11 protein-coding genes are annotated in these 13,572 nt (G+C 46.1%); 5 read left to right on the top strand and 6 right to left on the bottom strand.

Annotated features, from left to right (window positions below; translation table 11 throughout):
• Positions 1-13: 13 nt before the first annotated feature.
• Complete coding sequence (locus QUA99_RS11940; protein ID WP_333235038.1) at positions 14-1,825, bottom strand: AAA-like domain-containing protein; 1,812 nt, start codon at positions 1,823-1,825, stop codon at positions 14-16.
• A gap of 302 nt (positions 1,826-2,127) precedes the next feature.
• Here QUA99_RS11940 and metK point away from each other — a divergent pair, with 302 nt between their 5' ends.
• The 5 genes from metK (at position 2,128) to QUA99_RS11965 (ending at position 9,778) form a co-directional block, all read left to right on the top strand.
• Positions 2,128-3,390 (top strand): methionine adenosyltransferase, encoded by a 1,263-nt coding sequence (gene metK / locus QUA99_RS11945; RefSeq protein WP_333235039.1) that lies wholly within the window; start codon positions 2,128-2,130, stop codon positions 3,388-3,390.
• A gap of 200 nt (positions 3,391-3,590) precedes the next feature.
• Positions 3,591-4,763 carry a family 10 glycosylhydrolase gene (locus QUA99_RS11950; protein ID WP_333235040.1) on the top strand — a complete coding sequence of 391 codons (1,173 nt, stop codon included), beginning with the start codon at positions 3,591-3,593 and terminating at the stop codon, positions 4,761-4,763.
• A gap of 559 nt (positions 4,764-5,322) precedes the next feature.
• Complete coding sequence (locus tag QUA99_RS11955) at positions 5,323-7,239, top strand: HEAT repeat domain-containing protein (RefSeq protein ID WP_333235041.1); 1,917 nt, start codon at positions 5,323-5,325, stop codon at positions 7,237-7,239.
• Positions 7,240-7,296: 57 nt separating this feature from the next.
• Entirely contained in the window at positions 7,297-7,659 is a 363-nt protein-coding gene (locus QUA99_RS11960) for a hypothetical protein (protein WP_333235042.1), read from the top strand.
• A gap of 154 nt (positions 7,660-7,813) precedes the next feature.
• Positions 7,814-9,778 carry an ATP-binding protein gene (locus QUA99_RS11965; protein WP_333235043.1) on the top strand — a complete coding sequence of 655 codons (1,965 nt, stop codon included), beginning with the start codon at positions 7,814-7,816 and terminating at the stop codon, positions 9,776-9,778.
• Positions 9,779-9,891: 113 nt separating this feature from the next.
• Here QUA99_RS11965 and QUA99_RS11970 read toward each other — a convergent pair whose 3' ends face one another.
• The 5 genes from QUA99_RS11970 to QUA99_RS11990 all read right to left on the bottom strand — a co-directional run bounded on the left by QUA99_RS11970 (position 9,892) and on the right by QUA99_RS11990 (position 13,549).
• The gene (locus tag QUA99_RS11970) at positions 9,892-10,479 is read right to left on the bottom strand and encodes a hypothetical protein (protein WP_333235044.1); all 588 of its coding nucleotides are present in this window, start codon (positions 10,477-10,479) and stop codon (positions 9,892-9,894) included.
• The gene (locus QUA99_RS11975; protein ID WP_333235045.1) at positions 10,466-11,089 is read right to left on the bottom strand and encodes a hypothetical protein; all 624 of its coding nucleotides are present in this window, start codon (positions 11,087-11,089) and stop codon (positions 10,466-10,468) included. The genes QUA99_RS11970 and QUA99_RS11975 overlap by 14 nt, the downstream gene beginning before the upstream one ends.
• Positions 11,090-11,093: 4 nt before the next feature.
• Positions 11,094-11,915, bottom strand: a complete 822-nt coding sequence (locus tag QUA99_RS11980; RefSeq protein ID WP_333235046.1) for a TIGR04255 family protein — start codon at positions 11,913-11,915, stop codon at positions 11,094-11,096.
• 383 nt (positions 11,916-12,298) lie between these two features.
• Entirely contained in the window at positions 12,299-12,463 is a 165-nt protein-coding gene (locus tag QUA99_RS11985) for a hypothetical protein (protein WP_333235047.1), read from the bottom strand.
• A 351-nt stretch (positions 12,464-12,814) separates the two neighbouring features.
• Positions 12,815-13,549, bottom strand: a complete 735-nt coding sequence (locus QUA99_RS11990; RefSeq protein ID WP_333235048.1) for a GDSL-type esterase/lipase family protein — start codon at positions 13,547-13,549, stop codon at positions 12,815-12,817.
• Positions 13,550-13,572 lie beyond the last annotated feature (23 nt).

Here is a 13,572-nt window from a genome sequence, read left to right on the forward strand (position 1 = left end):
CCAAATCGAGTTTTCAACTATCCTGTACTCTACAGTCTGCCTCTGCCGATTTTGTATTCGCGCTCGCGTTGCTGAGCGACTTACAGTCGCCCTCGATGCAATCAACAGGGGCAAATCTAAAATTTAAAAGCGTACTGAGAGTAGATCGGTCGCGCCCCTGTCTTTTCGAGTAGTAAAGAGCCTTATCAGCCGCCAGTACCAGCGTTGCCACATCATTTTCCGGCCCCGGAATGACACTCGCAATTCCCAAACTAACCGTCAGCACAGAATTAGGCAAACAGTCAACTATCGAAGGTGTAAAAACAATATTCAGAGCTTTAACTTGCGCTCTAATTTTTTCAGCAACAACCAGAGCCACCGACCCATCAGTTTCAGGTAAAATCACAGCAAACTCCTCGCCCCCGTAGCGAGCAGCTATCTCAGCAGGATGCTCGAGCGATCGGCTAATTGCCTGAGCTACCAATCGCAAACAATCATCTCCCCGTTGATGTCCGTAGGTGTCATTGTAAATTTTGAAATAATCAATATCGCACAAAATTAAAGATATAGGAGAACCCCTGCGATCCATGTGCTTCCATTCAGCTCGCAGACAACTGTCGAAGTACCGTCTATTGCCAATTTGAGTAAGTTCATCCACATTCACCAAAGCTTGTAGCCTTTCATTTTCTTGCTGCAACTCCTCAAAACCAACCACCGATAAATTGTCCTCGCACAACTTTTGCCATTTAAAATACAAGCGATATAATTTACAAGACACGCGACAGTTATCTCCCTCTAATTTTACCAGTCCCATACTGTCTAACTGATATGCGATTAAAGGTTCTAGACGAATGCTATTTTTAGCAGCAACAACCTTTTGGAGCGCGGAGGCCAGTTTTGGCTGCTGTTGGAGGAAGAACGAGTGATTTCGCAGGTGGTCGCTATAAATTCCGGTTTGAGTAGGAGCCGCTTTTAACAGTTGATTTAACTCTACTTGAACCCAATCCTCACCTCGATTATTTACCCTCTCACGCAGGGGATTTTGTTGTAGCGAAATTGCCAGGTAATAGAGCGCTAAATGCACTAAATAAGGATGTCCCCCTACCATGTTCATTAATTGCCCGACGGGATAGCTGTCGCTCCATTCCAGTCCGTGTCGCCTCGCCAACTCTTGCACTTGTTCAGGAGTAAACTCTGACAGTTTAATTGGCAGCCCTACATTGAATGGAGATTGGTTGATACTCAAAGAAATATTGATTCTTGTCGAGTGAATTACTGCTATACGGAGTTTTGTCCAAATTTCAAATTGTCGAGATTGTTCGTACCAAGAACGCAGGAGCGGCAGGAATTCTTGAGCAATATGGGGGCGTTCAAATACTCGATTTACTTCATTTAGTACCAAGAGAATAGGACTGTCAATTTGTGCGAGCAAATAGTTTTCAAAATAAATAGTGCAGCTTACCTTGCTGCCCATATCTTCATCCCAAAAATCATCGAGATGTGGTTCTAGTTTGAGTTGCCTCGCAGCATTGACACAAAGCCAGCGCAAAAATTTATCTAAGCTAGCAAAAATTGCTTCATCGGCCTGCTGAAAATCTACCGTGACAGTGGGGTATCCCCGTGCTGTCGCCCCGTGAATTATTCGCAGCATCAGAGAACTTTTGCCCATTTTTCTGGGAGCTTTAATGCGAACGAGGCCTCCGGGTTTGCTAATTTCTGCACAGGCCAGGGCTTCGGCCCCCGAGCGATCGATATAAAATGGAGAGTCAAGCGGTATTGGGCCGCCGGGAAATTCTAGGTCGGCAACTGTTTGGATTAAGTTTGGTGATTTTTGGACTCCTGCCATAGTCGTTCCGCAAGGCGATACCCTGACTGTATCTTACCTTTGTCAGGTTAGGAGGTAGACGAGCGGTGTCCGAAATCGATCGACAATCCTACAAAATCTAAGTTTTTAGGGACTTCCCGGAACTGACTTTGCTATAGTAGTGTCACTTTACCCAATCTCAAAACCTGCTTCAACACGGCTCTGCAGACCGACAAAAATTCGACGGTAGCCCAGACCCGATCGTTCTTGGCGTTTACCGGAAAAATAACTCGTCGGTCGTCGGTGTCGCGCAGGAAGAGCCCCCATCAAAGGAGAAACAATCATTGTCACGCCGCTACCTGTTTACCTCTGAATCGGTCACTGAAGGCCATCCCGATAAAATCTGCGATCAAATTTCAGATACGATTTTAGATGCCTTACTGACTGAAGACCCCAAAAGCCGCGTCGCAGCCGAAGTTGTCGTCAACACCGGCTTGATGCTGCTGACGGGCGAAATTACCACTAAAGCTCAGGTAAATTACATAGAATTAGCGCGGAAAAAAATAGCCGATATTGGCTACATCCACGCTGACAACGGCTTTTCTGCCAATAGCTGCTCGGTGTTGGTAGCTCTTGATTCTCAGTCTCCCGATATTGCTCAAGGGGTGAATACAGCCCACGAAAGCCGGGAACAATCGAGTGAAGAGGAATTAGACGCCATTGGAGCCGGCGACCAAGGCTTGATGTTCGGCTTTGCTTGCAACGAAACGCCGGAAATGATGCCTCTGCCGATCAGTTTAGCGCACCGGATTTGCCGTCAACTGGCAGCAGTCCGCAAAACTGGTCAGTTATCTTACCTGCGTCCCGACGGCAAAAGCCAAGTTACAGTCATCTATGAGGACGGCAAACCCGTTGGCATAGATACGATTTTAATTTCTACGCAGCACACCGAAACGATCGGCGACATCACAGAAACGGCCGCAGTTCAAGCCAAGATCAAACAAGACCTTTGGACTGCAGTCGTCCAACCCGTGTTTGCCGATATTAGCGTGAAGCCGGATGCAGAAACTCGCTTTCTTGTCAACCCCACCGGCAAATTTGTGGTCGGCGGGCCTCAAGGAGATTCGGGTTTGACGGGCCGCAAAATTATTGTGGATACCTACGGCGGCTACTCCCGTCACGGCGGCGGCGCTTTTTCTGGGAAAGACCCCACCAAGGTAGACCGCAGCGCGGCTTATGCTTGTCGCTACGTTGCTAAAAATATCGTGGCGGCTGGTTTGGCCGACAAGTGCGAAATGCAGTTGAGTTATGCCATAGGCGTGGCGCGGCCGGTCAGCATCACGATCGAAACTTTTGGCACTGGGAAAGTTGATGACGATCGCCTTTTGGAAGTTGTGAAGCAGCATTTTGAACTGCGTCCTGCGGGCATCATTCAGGCATTTAACTTGCAGAATTTGCCTGCTGAAAGAGGCGGTCGTTTCTATCAAGATGTGGCGGCTTACGGTCACTTCGGGCGCACTGATTTAGACTTGCCTTGGGAGCAAACCGATAAGGCAGAACTTTTGAAAGAAGCTTTGAGCCAGCAGTTGTCTGCTGTCGCTGGATAGTACAATTTTGGGGTGCGCGCCGCGCACCCGATCCATAAATAATATCGGGTGCTACGAATCAAGGTAGGGTGCGCACTGCGCACCTTATCCATAAATAATATCGGGTGTTCTTCGGCGCATCTTATCCATAAATAATATCGGGTGCTACCAATTAATAACGTAGCGGGCGCAGTGCCCACCTTACAACAAAAAAAGAATAAATGCGATTTTTCACACCTTTTCAATCAGCAATTCGCAGTTTTGCCTCTTCGATCCAACAGCGGTTGGTGGCTGGATTTTCGGCACCAAATTCAGCAGCGCTGCCAAGTTCGTTTCCGGCTGACAAGGCTGCTGGAATTCGCGGCGTTTGGATACCCAACACTGACTGCAAAGTTCTCACATCAAAAGAGCTAATTGCTGAAGCCATGGACTTTCTCGCCGATACGGGATTTAATACAGTTTTTCCTGTAGTTTGGAGCAAGGGTTTTACGGCTTATCCTTCTCAAATTATGCGAGAAAAATTTGGGGTCGAAATTGACTCGCACTATCAAGGTCGCGACCCCTTAGCAGAAATATGCGTTGAGGCAAAAAGAGTTGGTTTAAAAGTGATTCCTTGTTTTGAATACGGATTTGTCAGTTCTTACAATAGCAAGGGCGGTCATTTGCTGGCGAAAAAACCTGAGTGGGCCGCCCGTGATTCCAGCGGCAATTTACTTAAGAAAAATAACTTTGACTGGATGAATTCTCTTGACCCCGAAGTGCAAGACTTTGTGCTGGGATTGATGCTGGAAGTTGCTAAGAATTATCCGGTAAACGGCGTTCAAGGAGACGATCGCATTGCGTTTCCGGTAGAAGGCGGTTACGACGAAAAAACCGTTAAACGCTATCGAGAACAGTGCGGTAGAGAAGCACCGCCGGATTGCAAAGAGCAACATTGGTTGCAGTGGCGTGCTGATATTATTACTGAGTTTGTTGCTCGTTTACACCGAGAAGTGAAAGCTATTAATCCTGATTTGTTGCTATCGATGTCGCCGAGTCCTTATGACTGGGGACTGGTGGAATATTTGCAAGATTCTAAAGCTTGGGTTGACAAAAATTTGGTCGATCTGCTTCACCCGCAGTTTTATCGCCGCGATTTTAACGCTTACAAACAATTGGTAGATAAAATGATGTCGGGACAGCTTAGCGGGCAGCAAGTAAAGTCCGTTTCGCCCGGGATTTTGTTGACGAATCGAGGCAGCAAATATAGCATAACTCCCGAACTGTTGTTGCAAGTAATTGCTTACAATCGCTCTCGCGGCATTCAAGGAGAAGTGATGTTTTTTTACGAAGGTTTGCGAGATAACGGTAACGCTTTGGCTGAGGTTTTGAAAAAAGGGCCCTATGCTCGTTGAGAGATTGTCCCGAAATCAAGCTGTTTCCGGTTGGCAGCAGTCAATCGATTTTAGATTTTAGATTTTAGATTTTAGATTCAACAATTGAAGCATTGACCCCACGGATAAATTCGGGGGCTTGTATCCTGGATGCTTGATTGTCAACCGAGCCGATCGCTATTTCCAACCAACTTGCTATAAAATAAGATGTTGCACCATTCTCAATAAGCTTTGATTAACAGGCTTTCCGGCCTGTTCCACAAAGGGGGAATTTGCTTGTGGAACAGGCCGGAAAGCCTGTTGCTGACAATGGTGCAAGATGTGAGTATAAAATGATATAGCAGAGTTAGGCTATCTAAAAACCCAGGGATGCTAAGCAGCAAGCGCTACTAATTGTCAAGCCGATTGCCCAAACAAACCCGATAATTAATAATTGGGGAGTTGCAAAAATAGTGGAATGAGACATATTTTAGAAGTGGTGCAAACTTTTTTGAGAAGTAGCGTTTTGTAGACGCCATATTTTTTTAAGACAGTTTAAAAGAGCCATCTCAAGCGCTCGCCAAAATATTAGGATAAATCAGTGAACTCAGCAGCAACACTCATCCAACAGCTACCCGAGCTCAGCGATGCTCAATTCCATCAAAAATATTTGAAACAAAAACAAGGGATGCGCACCTTGGCGACAATATTGCCGCAAGTAGAACAGCAAAGTCTGGCTTTGCGGGCAGTAAAACTAGCTCTAAAAGTAAATTTAAAACTCGGGTCGAAGCTAGCAGGAACGGTAAAGCCAGAATTTCAAACAGCCACCATAAAATTAATCGAAAAAATCCCAACTTCGCTGCTGCTCAAAATTCAACTGCTGGCCCTAACAAGTTCCGATCGCGCAATTCCGATCCTGGTGGCCGCATTAAACCACAAAGACAGCGCAGTGCGCCTTCATGCTATTCGCGCGATCGGGAAAATCGGCTCCGAGGCGGCAGTAATTGAATTAGCCCGATCGCTCGAATCCCAAGATTCCCAGATGCAAGCTTGGGCAGCTTGGGCTTTAGGAGAAATTGACTCGAAACCAGCCGCCGCAGCACTGCTGAAAGCCCTCAAACACCAAAACTCCCGGGTGCGCGCCCGGGCTGTTTGGGCCTTGGGCAAAATTAACCCGAAAACAGCCGTCCCCGCGCTGCTGAAAGCCCTCAAACACCAAGACTCCGAGGTGCGCTGGCGGGCGGCGGTCAACTGCGGGAAAATCGGCGTCTCTGAGGTAGTTCCCGGGCTGCTGAATGCCCTCAGAGACGAAAATCACATCGTCCGCGCTAGGGCCGCGGCGGCTTTGGGGAAAATCGGCGATTGTGAGGCAGTACCCGGCTTAGTAGAATTGCTTCACGACGATCCAGACTCCTATGCAGTTTCTTTGAGGGCCGCCGAAGCGTTGGGACAAATCGGCACGGAAACGGCTGTGGCCGGGCTGGTACAAGCCCTCAACCATGAAGACTCAGACGTGCGCGGCAGTGCAGTTTCTGCCTTGGGGGAAATCAGCAGCGAGGTGGCTGCGGCGGCGGTAATGCGATCGCTCTCGGATCGGGACATTTTCGTGCGCGGCAGGGCTGCGGTTGCCCTCGGAAACATCAATACCGAGGGAGATGCTAAATTGCAAAAAATGGTGGTCGCGGGACTGGCGATCGCGATTGGGGACAGCGAATCTTATGTCCGATGGAGAGTTGCTGCTGCTTTGGGGCAAATTCCGACAGAGGAAGCTGTAGCAAGTTTGGTGCAGATGCTGGGGGACGAAACCTCTGGAGTGCGCCAAAATGCTGTTAAATCCCTCGGTCAAATTGGCTCAACGGCGGCTATTTTGGCTCTAAAAACAGCTTTAAACCTCGAATTTGCTGACGTTCGAGTGCTGGCTGCCCAATACTTGGCGGATGTCAGGAGTGAGGCAGAAACAGTTGATTTTGAACCCTCAGTTGCCGCAGATTTATCGGATCGAAAATTGCCGAAAATCCTGATTGCTTCGCAAGCAGAAGCCAGCGAATACATTGTCGATCGCGCTGTGGGGCGGGGGATCGAATACCTGATCTCGATCGGCAGTCCGGGTGTTCCCGAACCCAAAACTTTCGATCGAATCCCGAACCGAATCTGCTTGGAGTTTAACGACCTCGACACCCCCGTTGACGACCCCGATCAAATCTTGCCTACCCTTGAGGATGTATTGAAAATTATTGACTTCGCCCTCAAAATGTCGCCGCAGGGAGGCAGTTTGCTGATCTGCTGCCAAAGCGGGATCAGCCGTTCAACTGCCACAGCTTTGATTGTTTGTGCTGCGCTGTTGGGTCGCGGCAAAGAACCGGAAGCTTGGGCAGTTGTGCTCGCCGCCAGACCCCAAGCCAAGCCGAATCGCTGGATGGTACACTTGGCGGATGAAGCTTTGGGTAGAGACGGTAAGCTAGCACTGGCGATCGAATTGACCGCTGCCACTCCAGAACTCGCAACCGCCAACAGTTGACTGGCAGAAACCCGGTTTCTTTTGGTAAACCCTACAGTTATACTCAATAAACGACACTTGACCTCAGACTTCTCTTTGCGGGGCAACGGTGCCAAAAGTCGATCGCCAGGGTGCAAAAGTTCGATCGGCTGCTGCATTTGTGACATTCTGTGCTACAAAGTCGTCGGATGCTCAACAAAAACCGTCAAGCAATCGTCGCATTGCTGGCAGCAAAACTCCAAAGCTGAGGAATCGGGTGCATTGTCAACAGACAATATCAGCTTGGGGTATCTCACAGGCAAAACGCATCAGACAGAATTTTCTGGCTGTAACGTTCCACGCGGGGATAATTCACTGCCGGGATTAATTTTTATCTATTTTGCCTGCTGCAGACTTTTACGAGTCGAAAAAGTAATTTGGCAACAGCCATCAACAGCCTAATTATCTATTAGACATCAACCGAATTTAAGTTTCTCCTCGGACTCGACAAGAGTTTTAGATACTTTTTCCCCGATGTCTACTAGAAAATAGACAAGCTTTTCCGTTTGGAGAATTTAAGAGCGTGGTAAATTTTAACAGAATACAGCGGTTGCATATGTCAAAAATTAACTTGCTCAAAAAAACAGGGGACGAAGCAAGTCTATCGGTTGCCGTTTGCGAAGGCAAAGGCGAAGTAAATTCCGACTTAGAACCATTTAATCAGCAGGAAAAACCTGTAGGAACGCCAAAGGTTAACCCTAAAAATAGCAATGTAGGTAAACTGATGCCGCTCTTTATTTCGGGACAAGTAGCTTCTGTAGAAACCTCTATCCCAAAAACATCCAGCCATGATTTTGCACAAAAAATATGCTTAAAACTTAGCAAAAGTTGGCCATCTAAAATTGGCAGTTTGCCTATCCATCAAAAAATTGGTGGCGGGTATTTGCTGGCAATAGGAATCGGCTTTATTGGCTCCCTGAGTGGACTGGTAATCGCCGACTACTACCAAGGACAAGGAGTAAACCAACTCAATGATGCTCACCTGCAAGCCCAATTGCTGGGAAATTTTAAAGATGCAGCGCTGGCGGCGCAATTGCAGGGAGCACAGCTAGATTCTTTTGTAGACAATTCAGCCCAACTACAACTGCAAAAAGAGCAGTTGGTCGCGAGCGTTACTAAGGCAAAAAACCTGCGCTTGCGCATAGAAAAGTTTGCCTACAGCCAACCCGCTTGGCTGGCAGCAAAGCCGGAAGTTCTCAAAACTTTACTGCAAGAGTGCACGGAAGATTTAGAATCCTACGCCGATACTCTCAAGTCAACTTTGCAGCAAATCCAGCAATCGCAACTGTCGCCTCTGGAGATAGAGTCGGCCAGAAAATTGTTGGCAACAGAAAGCGGAGAAGGTGTCAAACAGCTCAACAAAAGCCTTGAGGAATTGAGCAAAATCCTGGATATTGCCCAGCAGCAAGAGGGGCAAGGGAGTGAAGTGATGGAAGACGCTCAAGGAATGGAAAAAGCCATAATTATTATTAGTATGCTGCTGTCGGTAGTGGTGGCGGGAATTGTGGCTTGTCGCACCAGTCGGGCGATCGCCAAACCTGTTATCAGCGTCACTCAGGTGGCCCAACAAGTAGCCGCCGAGTCTAATTTTGACTTGCGAGCCCCCGTCACGGCACAAGGCGAAATGGGCTCTCTGGCTGTCTCTCTCAATCACTTAATTGAGCGAGTTTCGGAACATACAAAAGAATTGAAACAAGCTAAGGAAGCTGCCGTCACCGCTAACACTGCTAAAAGCCAGTTTTTAGCAAATATGAGCCACGAATTGCGGACGCCTTTAAATGCGATTATCGGCTACAGTCAACTACTTTCAGAAGATGCCCAAGATGCGGGATTTGATGAGTTTGTACCCGACTTGCACAAGATTCAGAAGGCTGGCACGCACCTGCTATCTTTGATTAACGATATCCTCGATTTGTCAAAAATTGAAGCCGGGGGGATGAAACTCGAAATCGATGAGTTTGACATCCAATCCCTGGTTGACAATGTTACGGGTGCTGCGAAACCTTCCATAGAAAAGAATGGAAATGTTTTAGAAATAGAGTGCGATCGAACTGCGGGTATCATGCACGCAGATTTCAAAAAAGTGCGGCAGGTTTTGATGCACCTGCTGAGTAATGCTGCTAAGTTCACCAAAAACGGCAGGGTGAAATTGAGTGTCAGGCGCATTGAAGGAAGCGGCAAATTGAATGCAGCAGGGCGATCGGCGATTGAAAATTCAATGCCTGCCGATGAAACTCCTTCTGCGGCGATCGCTTGTCCTTTGGTGAATGTTCAAGAGTCGGATTGGATTTGTTTATCTGTTAAAGATACCGGAATAGGTATGTCGGAAGAACAACAGCACAAATTGTTTGAAGCTTTTGTGCAAGCTGACTGTTCGTCAACCCGACCTTACGACGGCGCGGGATTGGGGCTGACACTCAGCCGCTACTACTGTCAGATGATGGGTGGGGAGATTTTGGTAGAAAGCGAGGAGGGAAAAGGGTCTATTTTCACTGTACGCCTACCGGCGGGAAATGGCTAATCAGGCGCTCTAGATCCCCGACTTCTTAAAAAAGTAGGGGCTCATGGTATTCTGTTACCAGGTATTTCTTAGTAGGAACTGCTTAAGATATCCAGTGATTCGAGATTGAGATATTACCAAATCTTTGTTATTCCCGTAGGAAGACCGACTCGCATGAAGAATCTAGCAAAAGCTTGAGATAAATGCTCACGGTAGGGAGGAAGTAAACGAAGCCTAGATTGCTCTCTGCTTTGCAATAGAGATTCAAGAAAAGTACGCGGTAAAGTGTATACATCATGAAAATCAACAATACGGTGAGTTAATCTCAGTTCCCCAATTTCTCCCTCATTAAGCATTGCCAGATTCCAGATGTATCCATTCTTGATATCGTCGCAAACTCTTCCCCAGGCTTTGGAAGTCGGATTTTGACTCGCATCTTTCATCGCCTGCTCCCAGCCCTCCTTATACTGACTTAGTGAGAAATGGGGACAGATGATTACATTTTCTACTTTCCTATTTTCTAAATCACATCCTTGGGTCATTACCACAGCATCAATCTCATATGCCTCAACTAAAGACTTGAGTTTTTCAACTTCTGGGTTAATTGCTGGCTCAATATGTTTAGAAGCCCAATGAACCACAGGACAATTGAGAATAATGTCTCCCTGTGTTAATTCAACACTTGCTTCTACCGCCTCATACCACAGCTTATTCGTCATCATCTTCGAGTCGGTAGCTATCGATTATAATATTAGGTTTCCAAGTGGAAAGCTTATTTGTTTTGAACTCAATTTCTTTGCGAAATAAAACTTTATGCTGATGAGGTACAACAAATACACCTCTCCAAAATGGTTCTTCTTCATCTGCTTCCAAATCAGCATCTGCTTCAATCTTTGGAAATTTAGGTTGCGAGCGTGGAACTGCTTTTGACAGGGGATTTGTGGAAGGAGTTAAAAATTTTCCACGCCTCGCGCTTGCTAATGTCTTAACAAAATCAACATACTGTCCAACAAGAGATCTAGCCAAGTCATGTACAGCTATATCATCAGATCTCAGTTCTTCAGATTGCTCATCAATAGTTCTAAGTTGGTATGGTTGAGGCCTCAAAAATACGGTTATACAACCTGTAAGATGTGGAGAAAGATAATAGCTCTTAGCACCACTATCGATATCTTTAGTTGAGGCTTGTCGTAACGGATGTACCGAAGGAACCGGATCAATAGGACGAGAGGGAAATTTTTGTCCCTGTCGTTTTTTGAAAGTTGTTGCAACAATTGCAAACTCTTCTTGTTCCTGGTACAGTGCTTCAGCTTGTGACAAAATTGTAGCCATAATTTTATCCCCTCCGCTGCCAAATTTTTGTTTGAGTCTCCCGATCTGTCAAATCAGCAAATGCACATACGATCCACTCATGTGCTATGTCAAACCAATTTTGTAATCTCTCCCGCGAAGTGTAATTTCCAATACCTCGTACAGTAAGCTCGAACAAAAGAGTTGGCTTTTCATTAAGAATAACTGGCTTGACTGATGTGTGCAATCTACCAAGTTCATCAGGTAAATCGAAAACTGTAGACCAGCTAATACTTTGAGGATGAGCGAGAAACCTTGGAGAATTTGCTTTCCAGCTAATATCTGGAAAAATCTTACCAATATCTTCAACTCTCAACCAAGCCTGTCCTTGTGGAATTTGGTTAACATAAGTTAGCTCATATTGGAGTGGTTGAATCTTTCCTAGTTCAGCCTCCGCTAAGAAGTCATCAAAGCTAGCCAGATGAGCTTGAAAATTACTAATCAGATTGTCATACCTCGGATATTCGCTTTCTACGCTAACCTTTCTCCAATTATGAATAAATCGATCTCGCTGAATCTGAATAATTCTCGTCTCATCTTCGCTGATAAACCAAACTCTAGGTAACGGCACAATGTTGGTGAGTTCCAATTGTGGCTCAACATTGCGATCGTCAAATATCTCGACTCTTTGTGGGATCTGAAAAACATCATCACAAAATGGATATTCAGGCTGAAATCTTTGCCATAGCAACCCGATATGAGGAGAAAGCAGTTCCTCTAGAGATGGAAACATCACACTACAAGCCACTTCTATAACGGGTGGCCGATCGTAAGACGGTAGTTTTCCGGTGTCTGCTCCGACTGTCACATTAACTGTCCCATTTACTCAGTTCACTGATACACAGATTATACTTTACTATCCCGAGTAGCTCAAGCGCCAGCAGATTCATGTAGTACAGCTTACCATCCCTGTTTTGTTAGTGAAGGAGAGACACACAAAGGGTCTGGGGCTTCTTAAGTGCATATAGTCAGGCATCTTATTTATTTTACCTGGGTTCTCTTCATCCTGAATCTGTCTTATGCCCAAATGCTTCACCCTCGCCAGTGGGGGCGATCGAACAGAAAGATGTTGTTAGGCAATTTTGATTAACTAAGGATTATTCATACTATGTATAATTCCACTATATCTTGAAGCTAGTAATAACTCTATTTCTTCTGGATCTTGCATTGCAAAAGCACATTGACACTTAATCAGGTATCGGGTATTTGATCGCCGGCCAACTCCCCCTGCTCAAGTTGTTCGTCGATGACGGGTTGTATATCATTCCGAATACTGCGATATTTCTTGGCAATAGCGCGTAGATTTCGGTTGAACGTGGGCGAAACTTCAACTTGAATTAAAGGCTGCTCAGACATTTTCAAGCCCTTCCCAAAGTTTAGCAACTGAGATAGTTTGCCCAGTCATGGCTTCGTGCCAAGCTTGCCGGAAATCTGCTAATCCTTCGGATTGAAAACTATCGTCTATATCGGCTTCTTCTGGAATTAGAACAATGATTTATACACGGCTATTTTTATCAGTTATTAGAGGCTGCTCTAAGGTTAGTTGTCCCTGCTCATCGATCGTTGCCATGACTTTAAGTGCTTTCATTGCTACTCGCAGATCCTTTAGTTTGTAATGGTTAGATTTATTTCCATGGTTTCAAGTTGGTGGTTTGTCCAATCGGTTGCAACTTCATTGGTTTTGATCGTTAGACATCTAGCATGATCCTACGGCACCAAGATACCAGCAATTGCCTGGTTGAGTGCCGCATAGCCTTCTGAGTTAATATGCAGAAAATCTCGACTGTATTTGGGATCGACAATCGCCTGGGAATTCGCCAATACCTGACTGCTATCAAACACAGTTACTCGATCGCCCGCCAGCGTTTTGATATAATCGTTTACCTCTTTAATTGCGATCGCCACATCATCCGACCAAAACGGCCTTCTTTCTATTGGCAACCTTCCTAACGGAAAGATAGTTGTTACCACAACCTTAGCTCCCGTGTCAAGAGAATTTTTCACTATTTGCCCGATATTTGTTTCGCAATTTCGGATAATCGCTTCTTTTTGTTCTGGAAATAGAGGAATTGCCTTGAGGTCGTTGACACCAACTTGAATCACAATCATCTTAGGCTTCAGCGAGGCTACGTGCTGCTGAAAACGTCCCAGCACCTGCGCCGTAGTCTGACCACCTATGCCGCGATTAATGATAGTTGCGTTTTTGATTTGGTCAGGTGCCGGCCAAGTCTCAGCGCGTGAATCGCCGTAAAAGACAATGATAGGCTGTTCTGTCTGTTCTGCTGAACTGGGATAGGAATTGAGACCCAGTGGGTCAAGTCCCGCAGCATTTAATAGGAGGTAATACTTTTGCCCTTGCTGGTAGAGAAAGACATTCAATCCTGCTGACCCTAACAAAGCTAAAGAAAGCCCTACTATTGCTATTTTTGTGGGTCTGTTCATGAGCCGGAATAGTATTTACGCTG

The sequence above is a fragment of the Microcoleus sp. F10-B2 genome (assembly GCF_036704965.1).
GTDB lineage: Bacteria > Cyanobacteriota > Cyanobacteriia > Cyanobacteriales > Microcoleaceae > Microcoleus.

Coding starts and splice junctions, on each gene's coding strand:
- QUA99_RS11940 (WP_333235038.1), bottom strand. CDS start 1,825: ATGGCAGGAGTCCAAAAATCACCAAACTTAATCCAAACAGTTGCCGAC.
- QUA99_RS11970 (WP_333235044.1), bottom strand. CDS start 10,479: ATGATGACGAATAAGCTGTGGTATGAGGCGGTAGAAGCAAGTGTTGAA.
- QUA99_RS11965 (WP_333235043.1), top strand. CDS start 7,814: ATGTCAAAAATTAACTTGCTCAAAAAAACAGGGGACGAAGCAAGTCTA.
- QUA99_RS11975 (WP_333235045.1), bottom strand. CDS start 11,089: ATGGCTACAATTTTGTCACAAGCTGAAGCACTGTACCAGGAACAAGAA.
- QUA99_RS11990 (WP_333235048.1), bottom strand. CDS start 13,549: ATGAACAGACCCACAAAAATAGCAATAGTAGGGCTTTCTTTAGCTTTG.
- QUA99_RS11985 (WP_333235047.1), bottom strand. CDS start 12,463: ATGTCTGAGCAGCCTTTAATTCAAGTTGAAGTTTCGCCCACGTTCAAC.
- QUA99_RS11950 (WP_333235040.1), top strand. CDS start 3,591: ATGCGATTTTTCACACCTTTTCAATCAGCAATTCGCAGTTTTGCCTCT.